Below are 18,901 nucleotides of genomic sequence, written 5' to 3'. Positions count from 1 at the left end.
TGCTGCGGTCCCGGGGTTGCGCAGCGTCAGGCGGTCTGCAACCCGGGCGACGTGGACAGGAAGGCCAGTCCGTCCAGCACGGGGCCGTCCAGTCGCTGGGGCGGCGTGCGTGGCAATTGCAGCGCGTCCTGGGCCTGGGCCAGTTCCTCCAGGATCGCCGCGCTGATCCCGGGCCAGCCCCCGCCGCAGACGAAGACCAGCGGCGCGCGCCCCTGTGCCCGCTGACGGGCCAGGCGCCATTGGCGCAGCAGCGCCCCGGCCTGGGCGGCGGCGATGCCGCTGGCGATGGCGTCTTGCGTGTCCTGGGGGAAGTCCGTGCAGCGGCCGGCCCCCAGGGGCAGCTGGGCCGTGCCGTGGGCCAGGCTATGAGCCATCAGGGAAGGGCCCGGCAGAATCAGGCCGCCCAGAAAGGCAGGCCGCGCTGGGCCGGCGCCCGGCATGATCGTATCGATGGTGGTGGCGGTGCCGAAGCTGGCGAGAAGCGCGGGGTGGCCCGCATTCCAGCCGGAGTCGGCGGACAGCGTGCGCAGCAGCCCCAGCAAGCCCAGCCAGCGGTCCGCCCCCAGGCGGGTGGGATCGGCATAGGGGTTGTCCAGCAGCGACTGGCCGTCGCGGGCGTCGCACCAGCGTATCGTCAGGCCCCAGGCGGTTTGGCAGGCAAGGTCCAGCTGCTGGCGGACGTGCGGGCCGGCGACATTCGACCCGAGAATGTCCTGCGGCCTGTGCGCAAGATGGGCGGCCAGCTCGGGCAGGCGGGCATAGTCCAAGACCGTCGCCGGGTGGCGGGTGCTTTCCCCAGGAGCCATCCAGGCGATTTTGGCGCGGGTGTTGCCGGCGTCGATCAGGAGTTTCATCGACGCAGCCGCACCGAGATTTCACCGACCGAGACGGTCTGGACCCCGCTGGCGCTGCGTAGCCGCAGGCGGCCCTGCGTGTCGATGCCGCAGGCGATGCCCGTTTGCCGCAGCTTGCCGTCGTCGATGACGTCCAGCGGCTGGCCCGCCAGGCCATCGACCTGCGCATAGCGGGCGGGCAGATCGGCGAAGCCGTGCGCCGTGGCCTGGTTCAGCGCTTCGTACCAGGCCTGGGCGGCGCATGCGACCAGGGATGTCGCCGATGCCTGGGCCGCCCGCGGGTCGATGGCCGCCAGGCCGGCCCAGTCCGCCACGTTGCGGTTCAGGGACTGCGACAGGGCGCGGGCATCGTGCAGGTTGAGCCCCATGCCGATGATGATCAGGTGGTGATCGGCGGCCTGGGCGGTGCCCGAACGGGTGGACTCGATCAGAATGCCGGCCAGCTTGGCCTGGTCCCACTGCAGGTCGTTGGGCCATTTCATGTTCAACCTGGCCTGGTGTTCGGGGGTCAGTTGCCGGCGAAGCGCCTGGCAGGTCGCCAACCCGATCAGGGGCGCCAGGGTGGGCAGTTGCCGTGCGGGCAGGAAGACGTCGAAGGCGCAGGAAAACATCAGATTGGCGCCCACTCTGTTTTGCCAGGTACGGCCCGCGCGCCCGCGCCCCTGGGTCTGCAGGTGCGTGCCCAGCAGCCAGGGACGGGCGACCGAGCCCTGGGGCTGGCGCGCGCGCGCCAGCAGGTCGGCATTGGTCGAGCCGGTATCCGCCAGCCAGTCGACGCGTTGAAAGGACGGCAGCGCCGCCCGCAGATCGCCGGCCATCTGATCGGGAGAGGGGAAGGGAAAGGCGGAATCAGGAGACATACCGGTCATGTATGTAGAATGAGGCGTGAATCACACCGATCAAGAGTCCAGTTCATCATGAGTTTGCGTACGGAACAATCGGCTTTCAGGGGGATGTCGGGAACGGTCGAATATACCGTGGACCATCCTGAGCAGTCACCTGTCGGCTGGGCCCTGGTTCTGCATCCGCACCCGCTGCATGGCGGTACGCGCGACAACAAGGTCGTCACCACCGTCGCGCGGGCCTGCGTGCAGCAGGGTTTGCTGGCGATCCGGCCGAATTTTCGCGGGGTCGGCGGTTCGCAGGGGGTGTTTGACCAGGCTGTCGGCGAAACCGCCGATATGGTGGCGTGCGTCGAGCAGGTCTTTCAGGATTGGCCGCAAGCAGCCCGGGGGCCATGGGTGCTGGCCGGGTTTTCCTTCGGTTCGGCTGTGGCGGCTCAATTGTATGCGGAACTGGCTGACCGGGACTTGCCGTTGCCCTCGCGCCTGATGCTGATCGGCTGCGCGGTCGAACGCTTCCGTTACCGACCCTTGTCCATGCCGGCGTCCACGCTGATGATCCATGGCGAACACGACGAGGTCGTGCCGCTGTCCGAAGGCATGGATTTCGCCCGGGCTCACCAGTTGCCCCTGACGGTCGTGCCTGAGGCCGGGCATTTCTTTCATGGCAAGCTGCTGATCCTGCGCCAGACCGTGCTGAGCAGCCTGGCGGGACTGGCGGACCCTCTGTCCTGAGGGCGCGCGGGCGGCTTGGGGCGTTCTTGCGACGAGATGTCGCGTTTCAGTTGCTTGCGTTTTGTCTCGATTTCCGTTGGGGTGGTCCATGAAGCTGTCAGGCTCGCTGCCTATAATGGGCCTCACGTTTTCCTGTCTACTTTGTTGATAATGCCCATGAGATCTGTTCTGCTGCCGACCCTTCGCCGTTTCCGTCTGGCGCCGCTGGCGCTCAGTTGCGCGCTACTGGTGCCGACGGCTGCCTGGTCTGCTCCGGCTGCCGCTCCGGCCCCGGCAGCGGCGGCCGCCGCCGATACGCCCGCGGCGGCGCCGGCCGAAGGCGTCAGCGCGCTGTCGAACATTCCCGTGCCTGCACTGGGCGTCAAAGCCTGGCTGACGCTGGATGCCACCAGCGGGCAGATCATCGCCGCCCAGAACCCCAAGGCTGCCGTCGAGCCCGCCTCGCTGACCAAGCTGATGTCCGCGTACGTCATTTTCGAGGCCCTGGAGACCGGCCGGCTGAAGCTCGACCAGAAAGTCCATGTTTCCGAAAAGGCCTGGAAGACCGAAGGCTCCCGCATGTTCATCAATCCGAACACGGACGTCCTGGTGGACGATCTGCTGCAGGGCATGCTGGTGCAATCGGGGAATGACGCCACGGTGGCGCTGGCCGAGGCCGTGGCCGGCAGCGAATCGGCGTTTGCCGCCCTGATGAACCAGCAGGCCAAGGCCTTGGGCATGACGCATACGCATTTCGTCAATTCCACGGGCCTGCCCGATCCCGACCATATGACCACGGTCGAAGATCTGGCGGTGCTGGCGCGCGCGCTGGTGCAGCGCTTTCCGCAGTACCGGCACTACGACAGCCAGAAGGAATTCACCTACAACAACATCAAGCAGAGCAACCGCAATCGCTTGCTGTGGGCTGATTCCACCGTCGATGGCCTGAAGACCGGCCACACCCAGTCGGCGGGATACTGTCTGGTGGCGACGGCGTTGCGCGACGGACGCCGGGTGGTGTCCGTGCTGGTGGGCGCGGCCAGCGATGCCGCCCGGACCGAAAGCAGCCTGAAACTGCTGAACTGGAGCTTCAAGAACTTCGATACGGTCAAACTGCTGGATAAGACCAAGCCGGCCGTATCCGCCCGGGTCTGGGAAGGCGCTGCCGACACCGCCGACCTGGGGGTGACCCAGCCGCTGTGGGTGACCGTGCCGCGCGGCCAGGCCGATCAGATCAAGACCGAAGCCCGTTATACCCAGCCCTTGATGGCGCCGCTGACCGAAGGCGATCAGGCCGGCACCCTGGTGGCGTCCCTGGATGGCAAGCCTCTGAAACAGGTGCCGCTGCTGGTGATGCATTCGGTGCCCGAGGCCGGCTTCTTCGGCCGTCTGGTGGACAAAGTCCGCCTGTTGTTCCAATAAGGCCCGGCATGGAGAGCATTCGTCCGGAAGATTCCCTGATCCAGTATCCCTGCGACTTTCCGATCAAGGTCATGGGGCGGGCGCTGGATGCCTTCCTGCCCGCCATGGCGGATCTGGTTCGGGGCTTCGACCCGGACTTCGATCCGGCCTCCATCGAAGTCCGCCCCAGCTCCAGCGGCAATTACCTGGGCCTGACCCTGACGGTGCGCGTGCATTCGCGTGAACAGCTCGACGATCTGTACCGCGCCCTGCATGGGCACGAACTGGTGTCGGTCGTTCTGTAGGTTGGCGTCATGCGCTTGCATTGGCTGGATCGCCCCGCCCCCTATTTGCCGGTCTGGCAGGCCATGCAGGATTTCACCGAAAGCCGCCAGGCCGACACGCCCGACGAGCTGTGGCTGGTGGAACACGCCCCCGTCTACACATTGGGGCAGGCCGGGTTGGAATCCCACATCCTGAATCCCCATGGCATCCCGGTCGTGCATTGCAATCGCGGCGGGCAGGTCACGTATCACGGGCCGGGGCAGGTGGTGCTGTACACACTGGTCGATCTGCGTCGGCGCGGGATGTTCGTGCGCGACTTCGTCGCCTTGCTGGAGCAATCCGTGCTGGACGTGCTGGCCGACCTGGGCGTGCCGTCGGCGTGTCGCAAACCGGGGGCTCCCGGCATCTACGTGCCCCAATCGGCATTGGCCCAGGGGCGGCAGGGTGGTGCGCTGGCGAAGATCGCGGCGTTGGGCATCAAGGTCCGGCGGGGCTGCGCCTATCACGGGGTGGCCCTGAATGTGGGCATGGATCTCAGCCCCTTTTCAGGGATCAATCCCTGCGGTTATGCAGGACTGCAGACCGTGGATCTGCAGGCTTGCGGGGTCCGGGCGGGCCTGACCGACGTCGGCGATCGCCTGGCCCGGCATTTCTCGGCCGCCTGGGAGACCGCGGGACGCTGACGCGTGCCGCCTGCCCGGCGTCGCCCGGTCCGGATGCGATTGCTTGATTCGCCTCAACACGGCGCGCGCGTCTTCCGCGTTCAATGGAAGGGTCTCCACGAGGCCCTTCCATGATGCAGATTTCTTTCCCTTCGAACTCCCTTCCCCGATTCGCGAGATCATTGCGACAAGCGGCGCTGGCCGTGGCTGTGGCGGGCGCCTCGGCAGTCGCCACGGCCGCTCGCGCCATCGACGTCGTTCCCATTCCGACCGGCGCCTTCACCTACCAGGCCGCGGGCGAGTTTCTCGATCGGGGGCGGCCCGTGGATGCGCCCCGCGTGCAGGGCGCCGTGGATGCCGGCCTGGCCATCATGCGCCGGCAGGTCAGCCAGGCCGAATATATGGCGTGTGTGCGCGCCGGCGCCTGCAAACCGCTGGATAAGGGATTTCGCCACCTGGCGGCGGCGGATCTGCCGGCCGTCGGGGTCAACTGGACCGATGCGACGGCGTATGCAGCCTGGTTGTCCCGGACAACTGGACAGACCTGGCGGCTGCCGGCGTACGCCGAATGGGTGCGGGCGGCGGCGGACCGCTACCGGGAAGAAGGCCCCCTGCCGTCGGACCCCGATGATCCGGCGGTTCGCTGGCTGGCCGAATATGACCGGGAAATCAGCCGCAGCCAGGGGCGCATCAAGCCCGCCCAGCCCTTCGGACATTTCGGCGTCAATATCCTGGGGGTCAGCGACATGGGCGGCAACGTCTGGGAATGGACGTCCACCTGCTTTGCCAGCCACAGTGTGGGCGCGCTGTCTCTGGCGCCACGTGAAAACTGCGGCGTGCGCATCCTGGCGGGCGCGCATATCGCCGCCATGCCGGATTTCATCCGCGACCCGCGCAACGGCGCCTGCTCGATCGGCCTGCCGCCCGCGAACCTGGGATTCCGGTTGGTCAGGGAACGCTGAATCCTCTGCGGAGCCGCCGGCGTTGTCGCTTTCCCACGACATGAGCCCGGCGGCCAGCCGGCTGCGCTTGCGCCAGATCAATGCCCTCCCACAACACCTGAATCTCTCCTGAACGGATTTGATCCATCGCAATAAGGGTTAACCCCTTCAGTGACAAGATGGAACCGTCGAAGAAGACGACGTAATCAATCAGGGAGTTGTATATGAAGGTATTTCGTCTGTGTATGGCAGCCACGGCGCTGGCGTCCTTGTTGGCGGGTGGTGTGGCGGTTGCAGACCCTGCCGACAAGCTGGAGCACATCCGTCCCATGCTGGTGGCGCCGCCCAACGTGATGAAGCACGAGCAAGCCACCACGGCCAAGCCGCGCGTCGTCGAGTTCACCATGACGATCGAAGAAAAAAAGATCGTCATCGATGAGGAAAACGGCACGACCCTGCAGGCCATGACCTTCAATGGCACGATGCCCGGTCCCACCATGGTGGTGCACGAGGGCGACTACGTGCAGCTGACCCTGATCAATCCGACCAAGAACACGCTGGAACACAACATCGACTTCCACGCCTCGACCGGCGCCCTGGGCGGCGGCGCGCTGACCAAGATCAAGCCGGGCGAGCAGACCGTGCTGCGCTTCAAGGCGGATCGCACCGGCGCGTTCATTTATCACTGCGCCCCGGAAGGCATGGTGCCCTGGCACGTGGTCTCCGGCATGAGCGGCACGCTGATGGTGCTGCCGCGCGAGGGCCTGACGGACGGCAACGGCAAGAAACTGGCCTACGACAAGGCCTACACGATCGGTGAATTCGACCTGTACATCCCCAAGGATGAGAACGGCCAGTACAAGTCCTACGACACGCCGCTGGAAAGCTATGGCGACACCACCGAGGTCATGCGCAAGCTGGTGCCCAGCCACGTCGTGTTCAACGGCAAGGTCGGCGCCCTGACGGGGGCGGGGGCCTTGACGGCCAAGGTCGGCGAGTCGGTGCTGTTCATCCACTCATCGGCCAACCGCGACACGCGTCCGCACCTGATCGGCGGCCATGGCGACTACGTCTGGGCCACGGGCAAGTTCATCAACAAACCGGAACGCAATCTGGAAACCTGGTTCATCCCGGGCGGTACGGCCGGGGTGGCGCTCTACACCTTCAAGCAACCGGGCGTGTACGCCTACGTGAACCACAACCTGATCGAAGCGTTCGAACTGGGCGCGGCGGGGCACGTGAAGGTGGAAGGCAAGTGGAACGATGACCTGATGAAGCAGGTCGTGGCGCCCAGCCCGATCAAGTAATCAGTGGATGACATCCGGGCCGGACGGTCCGGATGTCCCGGATGCCGGGCTGAGTATCGGCCCGGGCGCGTGAAATCATCGCCTTGCGCGGCAAGGCATTTGAATGACGGAGATGAACATGTTGAAGACCCTGAGTATCGCCACCCTGAGCCTGGCCCTGATTCCGGCCTTGTCGATGGCCAGCGATGCCGGCACCCTGCAGCAGGGCGAGAAGTTGTACAAGTCGGCGTGCGTCGCCTGTCACAGCACGGGGGCGGCCAATGCGCCGAAACTGGGCAACAAGCAGGCCTGGGCGCCCATCATCGCGCGCGGCATGGATGAAATGATGACGGTGGCGACCCAGGGCAAGGGCGCGATGCCGGCTCGCGGGGGCACCAAGGCCGATGACGCCGCGCTGCGCGCCGCCGTCGAATACATGGTCAGCCGCGCCCAGTAGGCATCAATCCGGTTGGTGCAGGCCGTCGAACCGGTAATCGGGCTGGCGGCTGCCCGGGCTGTAGACGGCCCAGCGCACCTGTTCGCCGGACAGGTCGATGTCCGCCGTGGCCAGGGTGTTTTCCTGGTCGGTGTCGGTCGGGGAACGGCGCAGGATGGGTTCGGCGCTGTCTTCCGTATCGCGCAGGATGTCCAGCGGATCGGCTTGTTGATCCAGCAGCGCCTCGCCTCGGGACTGACGGCGCGAAGACGATGCCGTGATGACCTGGGGCAGATTCCGTTGGGCTTCGTGCAGGGCATGGTTGGCATGCAGGCGCCGGGCCTGGCGGATGGGCTGCACGGATACGGCCGATTGACTGAATTCCACACTGAACGTGCCGCCGTCGCCCGACTGGCCGAGGCCCAGGTGAAAGGCCCCCATGCGGGGATGCGCCTGCAGCAGCGCAATGGCCTGGGAAGGCGATTGGGTGGCCAGCAGCGCCCGGGTCAGCGCCATGCGCGGCAGCCCCGTTGCCCGGGCCTTCCGGGCGCGGACATTGTTGACGGTGATGGCCAGCCCGGCCCCGTTGACGGCGAAGGTATGCCCGGGCAGCGAACCGGGATACAGGAAGGAAACGAAAGCGGGCGCATCGATGGGGCGGACCCGGGCCAGGCCGCAAGCGCCGGCGAACCCGGGGTCGCCGTCTTCGTTGTGGCTCAGCCGCAGCGGCGCCAGCACCGTGGTGCAGCCGTCCGGCGCCAGCGCCCAGAGGTCGCCCCGGCAGTTCCAGAGGAACACGTCTTCCAGCGGCAAGCCCAGGCCTTCCGCCAGGCCGGCCAGTTCCTGTTCGATCCAGGGGAAATGCTGGTGCAGCAGCGCGCGCAGGGCGGGGACGGCAGGGTCGTGGCGGTGGGCCATGACCTGCGCCCAGGCAGGGGAATGAACCAGGTGCCGCTGGCAGGCATGCGCCCCCCATCGGCCCAGGGCAAGGCCGATGTCGTGGTGCGAGCCGTGGGCCTCCAGCCAGGAAAGCGGAAAATGATCAGACGTCATGACAATTCATAGGTAAGCGCCGATGGCATGCAGCTGGTCTTCAGCCTGGGACAGGGCGGTGATGGCGCGTTCGCCGCTGTGTATCAGCAATTGCTGGGCCAGCATTTCGACCAGGGCCTGCAAGGCCACGGTCGAGGGAAAGAAGGAATGCCCCTGGGTCGGGAACGTCAGCACATGGTCGGCCTCCAGCGCGATGGGGGCCACCTGGCTGTCGCACAGGGCCAGCACCGTGCAGTGCGCGGCCTGGGCGACCTGGGCGACCTGCAGGATTTCGCGCGAATAGGGGGCGTAGCTGATGAGGATGACCGTATCGGTCGGCTGCAGGTGGTGAAGATCCAGGCTCATGGTGCCGCCGGCGTTGTGCAGCAACTGGACGTCGGGGCGAAACAGGCTGCACAGGTAGCACAGGCTGAATGCCGGCGGGTAGGACGAACGATAGCCGGCGATCACGATGCGGGGGGCGCGGGCCAATTGCGCCACGGCCTGGGTCATCGCCTGGCGGTTGATGGCTTCCAGGGACATCAGGTTGAGGGACTGCTGCTGGCTGGCGGTGTGCCAGGCGGTCAGTTCGAGGTCCGGACGTTCGACCAGTGATTGGGCCCGTGCCGCGTAGCCGCCCGGGCGTTGCTGCAGGTCGCGGGTGAATACGGATTTCAGGGCATCCCAGCCGGCGTAGCCCAGGTGCTGGGCCAGCCTCACGAGCGTGGCGGGTTGCACGCCTGCCAGGGATGCCAGCTTGCGGGCCGACAGGGTCGATACCTGGGCCGGATGGTCGATCAGGTAGCGGGCGCTGGCCTGGAATTGGGGGCTGAGCGCCGAAAACTGCGATTGAATGTGCTGGATCAGCTCATCGGGGGAATGGGGAGCAGTCATGAGATGCAATCCACGGCGGAGAGTTGGATGGGGTTCCATACGAATGTTTCATGATATATGATATGAGAAACATTTGTTGATTCTGCCCATTTCGTGCCTGGCCCTGCGGGGCGGCGAGACCCTCACATGACTCATGTATTCCATCGGAATCCCCAGCATACGCTGAAACGCGCCGTGCGCGGCCAGGGAGTTTCCCTGTTTGACGAGGACGGACGCGCCTATCTGGACGCTTCCGGCGGGGCGGCCGTGTCCTGCCTGGGGCATGGGCATCCGGACGTCATCGCCGCCATCAAGGCCCAGCTGGACCAGGTCGCCTATGCCCATTCCTCGTTCTTCACGACGCAGGTTTGCGAAGAGCTGGCGGATTTCCTGGCGCAGCGGGCGCCCGGCGATCTGGATCACGTCTATTTCGTATCGGGCGGGTCCGAGGCCGTCGAGGCCGCCCTGAAGCTGGCCCGGCAGTATTTCGTCGAACGCGGGGAACCGGATCGCAGTCAGTTCATCGCCCGGCGTCAAAGCTATCACGGCAATACCCTGGGGGCCTTGGCCATCGGCGGCAACGCCTGGCGGCGTCAGCCGTTTCTGCCGTTGCTGGTCCCCGCCCATCATGTGTCGCCCTGCTATGCCTACCGTGACCAGCGGGCCGATGAGACCGAAGAAGCCTATGCCCAGCGCCTGGCGGACGAGCTGGATGCGATGATCCGCTCGATCGGGCCGGGGCGGGTGGCGGCCTTCGTGGCGGAGACCGTGGTGGGGGCGACGGCGGGCGCCGTGCCGCCGGTGCGTACCTATCTGCGGCGCATCCGCGAGGTCTGCGACCGGCATGGCGTCTTGCTGATCCTGGACGAGGTCATGTCCGGCATGGGCCGCACCGGGCATCTGTTCGCCTGCGCCGAGGACGACATCGCCCCCGACATCCTGACCATCGCCAAGGGCCTGGGGGCGGGGTATCAGCCCATCGGCGCCCTGTTGGCGAGCCGCCGCGTGTACGACGCCATCGTGCAGGGCAGCGGGTTCTTCCAGCACGGCCACACCTACATGGGGCATGCCACGGCCTGCGCCGCCGCCCTGGCGGTGCAGCGGGTGATTGAACGCGACGATCTTCTGGCCAATGTGCGCGCCCGGGGCGAGCAACTGCGGGCGCGTCTGCGCGAGGTCTTCGCCGATCACCCGAACGTGGGCGACATCCGGGGCCGGGGCTTGTTCGTCGGGGTCGAATTCGTGCAGGACCGGGTCAGCAAGGACACGCTGGATCCCGCCCTGAAAACACACGCCCGGCTGAAGAAGCAGGCGATGGAAAACGGTCTGCTGATGTACCCCATGGGCGGCACGGTCGATGGCGTGCGGGGCGACCATGTGCTCCTGGCGCCCCCCTTCATCTGCACGGCGGCCGATATCGACCGGATCGTGGAGCTGCTGGACCGCACGGTGCGCCAGATCTTGCCGGCCTGAGGGCCGCCCCGCCCGGCGTGCGCGGAGCGCGGCCGGGATGACGAACACGTTTGCCGGACATGATGCCCGGCTCTTTTCATGGAGGTCCGCATGGCCCGACTGCCTTACGCCGACTTGCAACAGGGCGCCGCCGCCAGCCTGGCCGAGCGCATCACCGCCGAGCGCGGCAGCGTGCTGCATCTGTATCAGATGCTGCTGCACAGTCCCCCGGTGGCGGAAGGCTGGCTGAGCTACCTGACGGCCATCCGCCAGAAATCCGGCCTGGACGGCGCATTGCGCGAGTTGGTGATCATGCGGATCGCCTATCTGAACCGGGCTCCCTACGAGGCCGATCAGCACGCGCCCATCGCATTGCGGGAAGGCTTGCGGCAGCAGCAACTGGATGCCCTGGCGCGGGTCGATCTGCCGGCGGGGGTGTTCGATCCCTGTGAAGCCGCGGTGCTGGACTATACGGATGCCATGACGCGTTCGGTGCAGGTCCCCGATGCCGTCTTTGCCGCTGTCAGAGCGTATTTTTCAGCAACGGAACTGGTGGAGCTGACGGCGACGATCGCCGCCTACAACATGGTGTCGCGTTTCCTGGAAGCCCTGCAGGTGCATTCGGACGATCAGCGCTGATCGTGTTCCCACAAAGTATCCGGCACGCCCGCGGCCCGGTTCAGGTGGCGGGCCAGCACGAAGCACAGGTCCGACAGCCGGTTCAGGTACTGCAGCACCGGCGGGTTCACGGCGTCCTGGCGCGATAGCGCCACCACCGAACGTTCCGCGCGGCGCGCGATGGTGCGGGCCATGTGGGCCTGGGCGGCGGCCGGGCAACCGCCGGGCAGGATGAATTCCTGCAGCGGTCCCAGCGCGGCGTTGTAGTGCGCCAGGGCCTCGTCCAGGCGCAGGACATGTTCGTCCTTCAACGCGGTCCAGCCGGGAATGCACAGCTCGCCGCCCAGGTCGAACAGGTCGTGCTGGATGCGGTTCAGCAGGGCATCGACTTCCGCCGGCAGGCCGGCCGCTCGCCACAGCCCGATGGCGCTGTTCAGTTCGTCCACGTCGCCCAGCGCGGCGATGCGCGGGGCATCCTTGGGCACGCGGGTCTTGTCGCCCAGGCCGGTGGTGCCGTCGTCGCCGGTGCGGGTGGATACGATGGAAACTCGGATCGACATGGAAGGTTCCTGGGGAGGCGTTGAGACGGGATGCGCTGGGGCGGGTTCAGTCGTGGGTGGCCAGGCGCCGCAGCGCCTCGCCCGTGACGCGCACGACGCGCCAGTCGTCCAGGATTTCCCCGCCGTGGTGTTTGTAGAAGTCGATGGCGTTCTGGTTCCAGTCCAGCACCACCCATTCGAAACGGCCGCAACCCAGTTCCACCGCCAGGGCCGCCAGGTGTTTCAGCACCCAGCCGCCCAGGCCTTGCCCCCGGTGGGCGGGGGAAATGTAGACGTCTTCCAGGTACAGGCCGCGTCGGTCCAGGAAACTGGAGTAGTTGTGGAACCACATGATGTAGGCGATCGCCGTGTCCGGAGCGTCTTCGGTTGTGATGACCAGGCAGCGCGCAGCGGGTTCGGCGCCGAAAAAACTGGCGCGCAGGCTGTCATGGCTGGCCTTGAAGATCTCCGTCAGTTTCTCGAAGACGGCCATTTCGAGCATCAGGGCGTGGATGGCGGGAATGTCGGATTCGGTGGCGGGCCGAAGGATGTAGCCGGGAACGGGGGTAGGCAAAATAGACTCTGTTTCGCGGTATGCTTGGATCAATGAATGGAGTGTAGCCCATGCGTTTTCCTGCCTTGCGCACCCTGAACCTGCTGGCTGCCCTGCGCGGCGCGGGGCCGGGAATTCTCCTGTCCGCCGTGGCGCCCGCCGCGCTGGTCTGGCCGGCCCTGGCGGTCGCGCAGGCCAAGCCCGTGCAGGCCCAGGCCAGCGGCCAGGTCGTGCGTGTCGATGCCGCCGCCGGCAAGATCGCCATCCGCCACGGCGCGATCAGCAAACTGGACATCCCCGCCATGACGCTGGTCTACCACCTGGATCCCGCCTTGCTGCGGGGCATCGCGGTCGGGGATTCCGTGAATTTCACAGCGACGCGCTCCCAGGGCCAGTACCGTATCGTCGCGCTGGATAAGAAATGAAAATCCCCGCCACGGCGGACCGTGGCGGGGACTCCAGAAGGGCAATTCCGTCCGGCGGGCGCTACAGCACGTAGCGGGCCAGATCCTGGCTGCCGACCGTCTCCGACAGCTTGTCGTTGACGTAGTCGGCGTCGATCACCACGGACTGCGATCCGGGGCTGGCGGCCTCGAATGACAGGTCCTCCAACAGCTTCTCCATGATGGTGTACAGGCGGCGGGCGCCGATGTTTTCCGTGCGTTCATTCACTTCAAAGGCCAGTTCGGCCAGCCGCCGGATACCTGCCTCGGTGAATTCCAGGGTCACGTCCTCGGTCGCCATCAGGGCGCTGTACTGCTTGGTCAGAGACGCATCGGTGCTGCTCAGGATGCGCACGAAATCGTCCGTGCTCAATGAGTCCAGTTCCACCCGGATCGGAAAGCGCCCCTGCAGTTCGGGGATCAGGTCGGACGGCCGCGACAGGTGGAAGGCGCCCGAGGCGATGAACAGGATATGGTCGGTGTGGACCATGCCGTATTTGGTGTTGACGGACGTGCCTTCGACCAGGGGCAGCAGGTCGCGCTGCACCCCCTGGCGCGAGACGTCGGATCCGCCGGCTTCCTGGCGGGTGGCGATCTTGTCGATTTCGTCCAGAAAGACGATGCCATGCTGTTCCGCCAGGGTGATGGCCTGGGTGCGCAGGTCTTCTTCGTTGATCCGGCGGGCGGCTTCTTCTTCGGTCAGCAGGCGAAAGGCTTCCTTGACGGACAATTTGCGCGTTTTGGTCTTGCCTTGCGACAGGCCGGCGAACATGCCGCGCAACTGTTCCGTCATTTCCTCCATGCCCGGCGGCGCCATGATTTCCATGTGCGCGGGCGCCTGGGCGAGCTCGATGTCGATCTGGGTGTCGTCCAGTTTGCCTTCGCGCAGGCGCTTGCGGAATACCTGGCGGGTATTGGTTTCCTCGCGTTCCGGCTGGCCCTGGGCATTGCGCGCGGGCGGCAGCAGGGCGTCCAGGATGCGGTCCTCGGCGGCGTCTTCCGCCTGGGTGCGCACACGGCGCGTTTCGGTCTCGCGCATCTGCTTGATGGCGACGTCCACCAGATCGCGCACGATGGTATCCACGTCGCGGCCGACATAGCCGACCTCGGTGAACTTGGTGGCCTCGATCTTGATGAAGGGGGCGTTGGCCAGGCGGGCCAGCCGGCGGGCGATTTCGGTCTTGCCCACGCCTGTCGGGCCGATCATCAGGATGTTCTTGGGGACGATCTCGTGGCGCAGCGGCTCGGCGACCTGCTGGCGGCGCCAGCGGTTGCGCAGGGCCACCGCGACGGATCGCTTGGCCTTTTCCTGGCCGACGATGTTCTTGTCCAGTTCCGAGACGATTTCTTTTGGAGTCATGGGGGTGGCGGACATGGCGGGCCTTATAGGGTTTCGACGATGTGGTTCTGGTTGGTGTAGATGCAGAGGTCCCCGGCGATCTCCAGGGATTTCTTGATGATCTCCGCCGGTGTCATGTCGGTGGCCTCCAGCAGGGCGCGGGCGGCCGACTGGGCGTAGGCGCCCCCCGAACCGATGGCGGCGATACCGTGCTCCGGTTCCAGCACATCGCCGTTGCCGGTCAGGATCAGGGTATGTTCGTGATCCGCGACGATCAGCATGGCTTCCAGCCGGCGCAGCACCCGGTCGGTGCGCCAGTCGCGGGTCAGTTCGACGGCGGCGCGCATCAGGTGGCCCTGGTGCTTTTCCAGCTTGGCTTCGAAGCGCTCCTGCAGGGTGAAGGCATCGGCCGTGGCGCCGGCGAAACCGGCCAGGACCTTGTCGTGATACAGGCGGCGGATCTTGCGGGCTGTGCCCTTGATGACGATGTTGCCCAGCGTGACCTGGCCGTCGCCGCCCAGGGCGACGTCGTTGCCGCGGCGGACGCAGACGATGGTGGTGGCGTGAAATTGTTCCATGGCGTTCTCTTGGTCCAAGGCCTTGCAGATGGGGATGGCGGCAGCGGAATTCAAGATGTGCCCGCAGGTTGGGGCGCAGGCTCGTCCACCTCGCGGCCCGCATGCTGCTCGGATTCGTCAGGCGTATGGCAGTCCGCAGTGGACTGCCATACGTCCGGGCTCATCACCTCGCGGCTTGTATGCCGTTCGGATTCGCCAAGCACAAGGGCAGTCCTCGAGGACTGCCCTTGTGTCCAGGCTCATCCCCGAAGGGGCCGGAGCCGTGGAGTGAAGCGACGCGGTGGCGTTCGGGTTCAGTCGCCGTAGAGCTTCTGGCGCATTTCGCGGCGTTCCTGGGCTTCCAGGGACAAGGTCGCCGTGGGTCGCGCCAGCAGCCGGGGGATGCCGATGGGTTCGCCGGTTTCTTCGCACCAGCCATATTCGCCGGAGTCGATCCGGGCGATGGACTGCTGGACCTTTTTCAGCAGCTTGCGCTCGCGGTCACGGGTACGCAGTTCCAGCGCGTGTTCTTCCTCGATCGTAGCCCGGTCGGCCGGGTCCGGCACGTACTGGGTTTCGCGCAGGTTTTCCGTCGTGGCGCCTGCGTTGGTCAGGATTTCATGTTCGAGCTGGTGCAGGCGATCCCGGAAGAAGGCGAGCTGGGCATCGTTCATGTAGTCCTTTTCAGGCATCGCCAACAGTTCCTTCTCGGTCAGGGTCTTGGCCGCCGATTTGGTGCTGGATTTGCTAGCCATGTTGTGTCCTTCCTTATTATGTGCCGGGGCCTGTCGTCCGCATCCCGAAAGTACAGCGGGGCAGCGTGGGGTGGGCGGTCAGGCCAGACATTGTTCGAGCCCCTGAGTAAAGATGTCTTGAGGCAGTTTACGGCCGATGAACACCAGCCGGGTATTCGGTTTTTCACTGGCTTTCCACGGAGAGCCGGGTTCGGCGCCCATCATCATGTGCACGCCCTGGAATATCATCCGGCGGTTGATGCCCTTGATGTACAGGATGCCTTTGTAGCGCAGCAGATCGGGGCCGTAGACCTGGACGATGCCGCCCAGGAAGTCTTCCAGGCGCTCCGGGTTGAAAGCCCGATTGGACCGGAACACGAAGGCGCCGATGTCGTCGCTGTGGTGGGCGTGGTGGTGATCGTGGTGGTCGTGCGTGCAGCCGGAGCCGCAGACGTGGCCGTCCTCGTCATGGTCATGATCGTGATCGTGATCGTGATCGTGATCGTGATCGTGATCGTGGTCATGATGATCGTGGGCTTCTTCTTCGGCCAGGAACTCCGGATCGATATCCAGGATGGCGTCCAGGTCGAAACCGCTGACGTCCAGCAGGGTGTGCAGATCGGTTTCGCCGAAATGCACCGGCGTGATCGAGGCGCGGGGGTTGATGCGCACCAGCCGGGCGCGCAAGGCCTCGTAGTCGGCCTCGTTGACCAGGTCTTTCTTGGATATCAGGATGCGGTCGGCGAAGCCGACCTGGCGCTGGGCTTCTTCCTGGCGGTCCAGCGCCGCCATGCCGTGTTTGGCGTCGACCACGGTGATGACGGCATCCAGCCGATAGGTTTCGGCGATGTCGTCGTCCATGAAGAACGTCTGGCAGACCGGCCCCGGGTTGGCCATGCCGGTGGTTTCGATGATGATGCGGTCGAACCGGATGTCGCCGCTCTCGCGGCGGGCGGCCAGGTCGTTGAGCGTGCGGATCAGGTCGCCGCGCACTGTGCAGCAGACGCAGCCGTTGCTCAGCTCGACGATCTGCTCGTCGCGGTCTTGCACCAGTACGTCGTTATCGATGTTTTCTTCGCCGAATTCGTTTTCGATGACGGCAATGCGCTGGCCGTGGAATTCCGTCAGGATACGGCGCAGGAGCGTGGTTTTGCCCGCGCCCAGAAATCCCGTCAGCACAGTGACGGGGATCATGGAATCAGGGGTTCGGGCGGGATTGGCAGCGTTCATGGATGACCTCGAATGCGATGCGCCGCCCCGACGATGCCGCCTGTCAGAACATCATTCCGACCTTGCGGTCCTTGTCAAGGGGTTCGGGCGATCAGCATGCGATTACATCATAGGCGGGGGTTTAGGGCAAACTCGGGAGCAAGAAGGCCCCGGGGCGGGATCAGCGGGGCGGGAAGGATGGCGCGCCGGCCCGGGCGGCCAGGCGTCTGCCCCAGCGCGTATGGGGTTGCGTCAGCGCGGCAATCGCCGCCAGGATGCCCAATGTCAGCAGTCCGCGCCATACCAGGATCACCCAGATATTGGCGCCCAGAGCCAGGATCAGCAAGGTATCTTCAATCAGCGCATGGCACAGAGACAGCCAGGACAGGGCCAGCAGGCGGGTCCGGGGGCTGAAGCCTTCGCGTTCGGCGGCTTCGATGATCAGGGCGCCGCCATAGGCCAGGCCCAGCAATACCCCTACGGTCGTCAGCGGGGCCGCGCGTTCCTCCAGCCCCGACAGGCGCAGCACAGGCGTCAGCAGGCGGGTTACCAGACGGGTGACCCCCAGGCGTTCCAGAAGGTCCAGCAGAATCACCATGCCGATGATCACGACCAGGACCAGCAGCAACGATTGCGCCGTGGACCACAGCCAGGCCCCGAGGCCCGGCGGCCCCTGCGTCAGTCCGGCATCCTGGCCCATCCAGGCAAACGAGACGGGGTCCTGCAGCCAACCCATGGCGTGGCATACCCAGGTGACGGCGGCGCCGTAGAGAATCCCGACCGCCACCCGCAGCCCGCCCGTCACCAGAGCGCTGGCGCCCGCGCGGCGCACCACCGATTGCTCTGTCGGTACATTATGGGCAAACAGCATCATGGCCCCCAGGGCGCTGACCTGGGCCACATTCATCTGCAGACTGTCGGACAGCGCTGCCATCGAAGCCATGCCGCCGTAGATGTTGGTGATGATCGTGGTGGCCCAGATGATGCCCGCCTGCGGCGGCAGCCCCAGCAGGGCCATCGCAGGCGCCAGGGATTCCCCGGCCAACCGCACCAGGCCGAAGCGGTCCGCCACGTAGACGACGACCATGACGGGCACCATGATGCGCGCGATGGTCATGAACATGCGCGTGCTGCGCTGGCGGATGGTGTTCAGATAGCGAAGGATCATGGCTCTGTGGGAAAAGGCGTCCAGCCGAAGACCTGCCCCGTCAACCGGCAGGCCCGGGAATTGTAAGCGGGCGGCGGGTCATCGGGGGCGTCGCGGTATCTTCGGGGCAGGCCGCCGGGTGGCCCCGGATTGCCAGAGCAGCCTTCAGCCTCTATTCTGAGGATCCCATCGACTTTTGACTCACACCGGAAGCCCCATGACGCCCGAGGACCTGGACCAGACCGACCGACTTCTCCTGCGGCATCTGCAGCAGGACGGCCGCATCAGCAACCAAGAGCTTGCCCAGCGGGTCGACCTGTCGCCCAGTCCTTGCCTGCGCCGGGTCAAGCGACTGGAAGAGCAAGGCTATATCCGCCGCTATGTCGCCCTGGCCGATCCGGATCGATTGGGGCTGGGGCTGCTGGCCTACATTTCCGTGCGCCTGGATAAATCGCATCGGGCCGAGCACAGCGCGATCTCCGGCTTCGCGCAAGACGTGCAAGGCTGGCCCGAAGTCATGCAGTGCTATGCCATGTCCGGCGACATGGACTATCTGTTGCGCGTGCAGGTCTCCGACCTGTCCGCCTTTTCGCGGTTTGCCATGGACACCCTGATGCGCCATCCGGCCGTGATCGATATCCGCAGCAGCTTCGCCCTGCAATCGATCAAGGAAACCACCGAACTGCCTGTCTCCCAGGCTTAGCGGCGTCGCCTTAATATAGGGGCGCATCGGCCGTGGCGATATATTTTCAATAAATTGTGGAGTGACTTGCGCGGTGTAAAAAAGCTGTGCTATAGTTCGGTCTCTTCGCCGCAGGGCACCCAGGGTTAACCCTGAAATTGATCAGTTTTACTGATTGGTTGCCACGCAGAAGTCATTGATTTGCAAGCGTTTAGCTCGATCGATGATGGCTGTGAGCGACGGGGATTCGGTTTCGGCCGAAGGCAGTCTGGCTTGACATTGAGATGCAGATGTGTTTTAAT

At 65.5% G+C, this 18,901-nt stretch carries 22 protein-coding genes; 11 read left to right on the top strand and 11 right to left on the bottom strand.

Translation table 11 applies throughout. The features are described from left to right. Positions 1-26 precede the first annotated feature (26 nt). Together WBG56_RS01225 and WBG56_RS01220 are read right to left on the bottom strand one after the other, a co-directional pair. Complete coding sequence (locus WBG56_RS01225; protein ID WP_424264727.1) at positions 27-854, bottom strand: type III pantothenate kinase; 828 nt, start codon at positions 852-854, stop codon at positions 27-29. Further along, the gene (locus tag WBG56_RS01220) at positions 851-1,714 is read right to left on the bottom strand and encodes a biotin--[acetyl-CoA-carboxylase] ligase (RefSeq protein ID WP_424264726.1); all 864 of its coding nucleotides are present in this window, start codon (positions 1,712-1,714) and stop codon (positions 851-853) included. Before WBG56_RS01220 ends, WBG56_RS01225 begins: the two co-directional genes overlap by 4 nt. A gap of 57 nt (positions 1,715-1,771) precedes the next feature. Between WBG56_RS01220 and WBG56_RS01215 the strand changes: the two genes are divergently transcribed. The 7 genes from WBG56_RS01215 to WBG56_RS01185 all read left to right on the top strand — a co-directional run bounded on the left by WBG56_RS01215 (position 1,772) and on the right by WBG56_RS01185 (position 7,442). Beyond that, a complete protein-coding gene (locus tag WBG56_RS01215) occupies positions 1,772-2,431 on the top strand; it encodes an alpha/beta hydrolase (RefSeq protein WP_424264725.1) in 660 nt (219 codons plus the stop codon). 171 nt (positions 2,432-2,602) lie between these two features. Then, on the top strand, positions 2,603-3,832 hold the full coding sequence (locus WBG56_RS01210) for a D-alanyl-D-alanine carboxypeptidase family protein (protein WP_424264759.1): 1,230 nt from the start codon (positions 2,603-2,605) through the stop codon (positions 3,830-3,832). Between the two features lie 8 nt (positions 3,833-3,840). Then, positions 3,841-4,116, top strand: coding sequence for a DUF493 family protein (locus WBG56_RS01205; protein ID WP_424264724.1), 276 nt, complete (start codon positions 3,841-3,843; stop codon positions 4,114-4,116). Positions 4,117-4,125: 9 nt separating this feature from the next. After that, positions 4,126-4,779 (top strand): lipoyl(octanoyl) transferase LipB, encoded by a 654-nt coding sequence (lipB, locus tag WBG56_RS01200; protein ID WP_424264723.1) that lies wholly within the window; start codon positions 4,126-4,128, stop codon positions 4,777-4,779. Between the two features lie 110 nt (positions 4,780-4,889). Beyond that, positions 4,890-5,720 carry an SUMF1/EgtB/PvdO family nonheme iron enzyme gene (locus WBG56_RS01195; RefSeq protein ID WP_424264722.1) on the top strand — a complete coding sequence of 277 codons (831 nt, stop codon included), beginning with the start codon at positions 4,890-4,892 and terminating at the stop codon, positions 5,718-5,720. 203 nt (positions 5,721-5,923) lie between these two features. Beyond that, positions 5,924-7,006, top strand: a complete 1,083-nt coding sequence (nirK, locus tag WBG56_RS01190; protein WP_424264721.1) for a copper-containing nitrite reductase — start codon at positions 5,924-5,926, stop codon at positions 7,004-7,006. Between the two features lie 118 nt (positions 7,007-7,124). Beyond that, entirely contained in the window at positions 7,125-7,442 is a 318-nt protein-coding gene (locus WBG56_RS01185) for a c-type cytochrome (RefSeq protein WP_424264720.1), read from the top strand. 3 nt (positions 7,443-7,445) lie between these two features. On the opposite strand, the gene WBG56_RS01180 is transcribed toward WBG56_RS01185, so the two are convergent. Both WBG56_RS01180 and WBG56_RS01175 read right to left on the bottom strand, forming a co-directional pair. Then, on the bottom strand, positions 7,446-8,474 hold the full coding sequence (locus WBG56_RS01180) for a C45 family autoproteolytic acyltransferase/hydolase (RefSeq protein WP_424264719.1): 1,029 nt from the start codon (positions 8,472-8,474) through the stop codon (positions 7,446-7,448). 6 nt (positions 8,475-8,480) lie between these two features. Beyond that, positions 8,481-9,347, bottom strand: a complete 867-nt coding sequence (locus WBG56_RS01175; RefSeq protein ID WP_424264718.1) for a MurR/RpiR family transcriptional regulator — start codon at positions 9,345-9,347, stop codon at positions 8,481-8,483. Between the two features lie 126 nt (positions 9,348-9,473). Here WBG56_RS01175 and WBG56_RS01170 point away from each other — a divergent pair, with 126 nt between their 5' ends. Together WBG56_RS01170 and WBG56_RS01165 are read left to right on the top strand one after the other, a co-directional pair. After that, a complete protein-coding gene (locus WBG56_RS01170) occupies positions 9,474-10,799 on the top strand; it encodes an aspartate aminotransferase family protein (RefSeq protein WP_424264717.1) in 1,326 nt (441 codons plus the stop codon). A 90-nt stretch (positions 10,800-10,889) separates the two neighbouring features. Then, positions 10,890-11,417 carry a carboxymuconolactone decarboxylase family protein gene (locus WBG56_RS01165; protein ID WP_424264716.1) on the top strand — a complete coding sequence of 176 codons (528 nt, stop codon included), beginning with the start codon at positions 10,890-10,892 and terminating at the stop codon, positions 11,415-11,417. Here WBG56_RS01165 and WBG56_RS01160 read toward each other — a convergent pair. Both WBG56_RS01160 and WBG56_RS01155 read right to left on the bottom strand, forming a co-directional pair. Beyond that, complete coding sequence (locus WBG56_RS01160; RefSeq protein WP_424264715.1) at positions 11,408-11,956, bottom strand: cob(I)yrinic acid a,c-diamide adenosyltransferase; 549 nt, start codon at positions 11,954-11,956, stop codon at positions 11,408-11,410. The two genes, WBG56_RS01165 and WBG56_RS01160, sit on opposite strands and share 10 nt — an antisense overlap. Positions 11,957-12,002: 46 nt before the next feature. Then, positions 12,003-12,437, bottom strand: a complete 435-nt coding sequence (locus WBG56_RS01155) for an N-acetyltransferase family protein (RefSeq protein WP_424264758.1) — start codon at positions 12,435-12,437, stop codon at positions 12,003-12,005. Between the two features lie 122 nt (positions 12,438-12,559). Here WBG56_RS01155 and WBG56_RS01150 point away from each other — a divergent pair, with 122 nt between their 5' ends. Further along, positions 12,560-12,913, top strand: a complete 354-nt coding sequence (locus WBG56_RS01150) for a copper-binding protein (protein ID WP_424264714.1) — start codon at positions 12,560-12,562, stop codon at positions 12,911-12,913. A 61-nt stretch (positions 12,914-12,974) separates the two neighbouring features. Here WBG56_RS01150 and hslU read toward each other — a convergent pair whose 3' ends face one another. The 5 genes from hslU to WBG56_RS01125 all read right to left on the bottom strand — a co-directional run bounded on the left by hslU (position 12,975) and on the right by WBG56_RS01125 (position 17,938). After that, the gene (gene hslU, locus WBG56_RS01145; protein WP_424264713.1) at positions 12,975-14,306 is read right to left on the bottom strand and encodes an ATP-dependent protease ATPase subunit HslU; all 1,332 of its coding nucleotides are present in this window, start codon (positions 14,304-14,306) and stop codon (positions 12,975-12,977) included. A gap of 8 nt (positions 14,307-14,314) precedes the next feature. Further along, positions 14,315-14,848 (bottom strand): ATP-dependent protease subunit HslV, encoded by a 534-nt coding sequence (hslV, locus tag WBG56_RS01140; RefSeq protein ID WP_424264712.1) that lies wholly within the window; start codon positions 14,846-14,848, stop codon positions 14,315-14,317. Between the two features lie 293 nt (positions 14,849-15,141). Further along, positions 15,142-15,582, bottom strand: a complete 441-nt coding sequence (gene dksA, locus WBG56_RS01135) for an RNA polymerase-binding protein DksA (protein ID WP_424264711.1) — start codon at positions 15,580-15,582, stop codon at positions 15,142-15,144. Between the two features lie 78 nt (positions 15,583-15,660). Continuing rightward, a complete protein-coding gene (locus WBG56_RS01130) occupies positions 15,661-16,791 on the bottom strand; it encodes a CobW family GTP-binding protein (protein WP_424264710.1) in 1,131 nt (376 codons plus the stop codon). Positions 16,792-16,951: 160 nt separating this feature from the next. Beyond that, positions 16,952-17,938 (bottom strand): nucleoside recognition domain-containing protein, encoded by a 987-nt coding sequence (locus WBG56_RS01125; protein ID WP_424264709.1) that lies wholly within the window; start codon positions 17,936-17,938, stop codon positions 16,952-16,954. Between the two features lie 196 nt (positions 17,939-18,134). Between WBG56_RS01125 and WBG56_RS01120 the strand changes: the two genes are divergently transcribed. Next, complete coding sequence (locus WBG56_RS01120; RefSeq protein WP_424264708.1) at positions 18,135-18,620, top strand: Lrp/AsnC family transcriptional regulator; 486 nt, start codon at positions 18,135-18,137, stop codon at positions 18,618-18,620. Positions 18,621-18,901 lie beyond the last annotated feature (281 nt).

It is taken from the genome of Castellaniella sp. (genome assembly GCF_049671645.1).
Lineage (GTDB): Bacteria > Pseudomonadota > Gammaproteobacteria > Burkholderiales > Burkholderiaceae_B > Castellaniella.
Note: the sequence above shows the minus strand (reverse complement) of the source record. Positions and strands in the feature narration are given on the sequence as shown.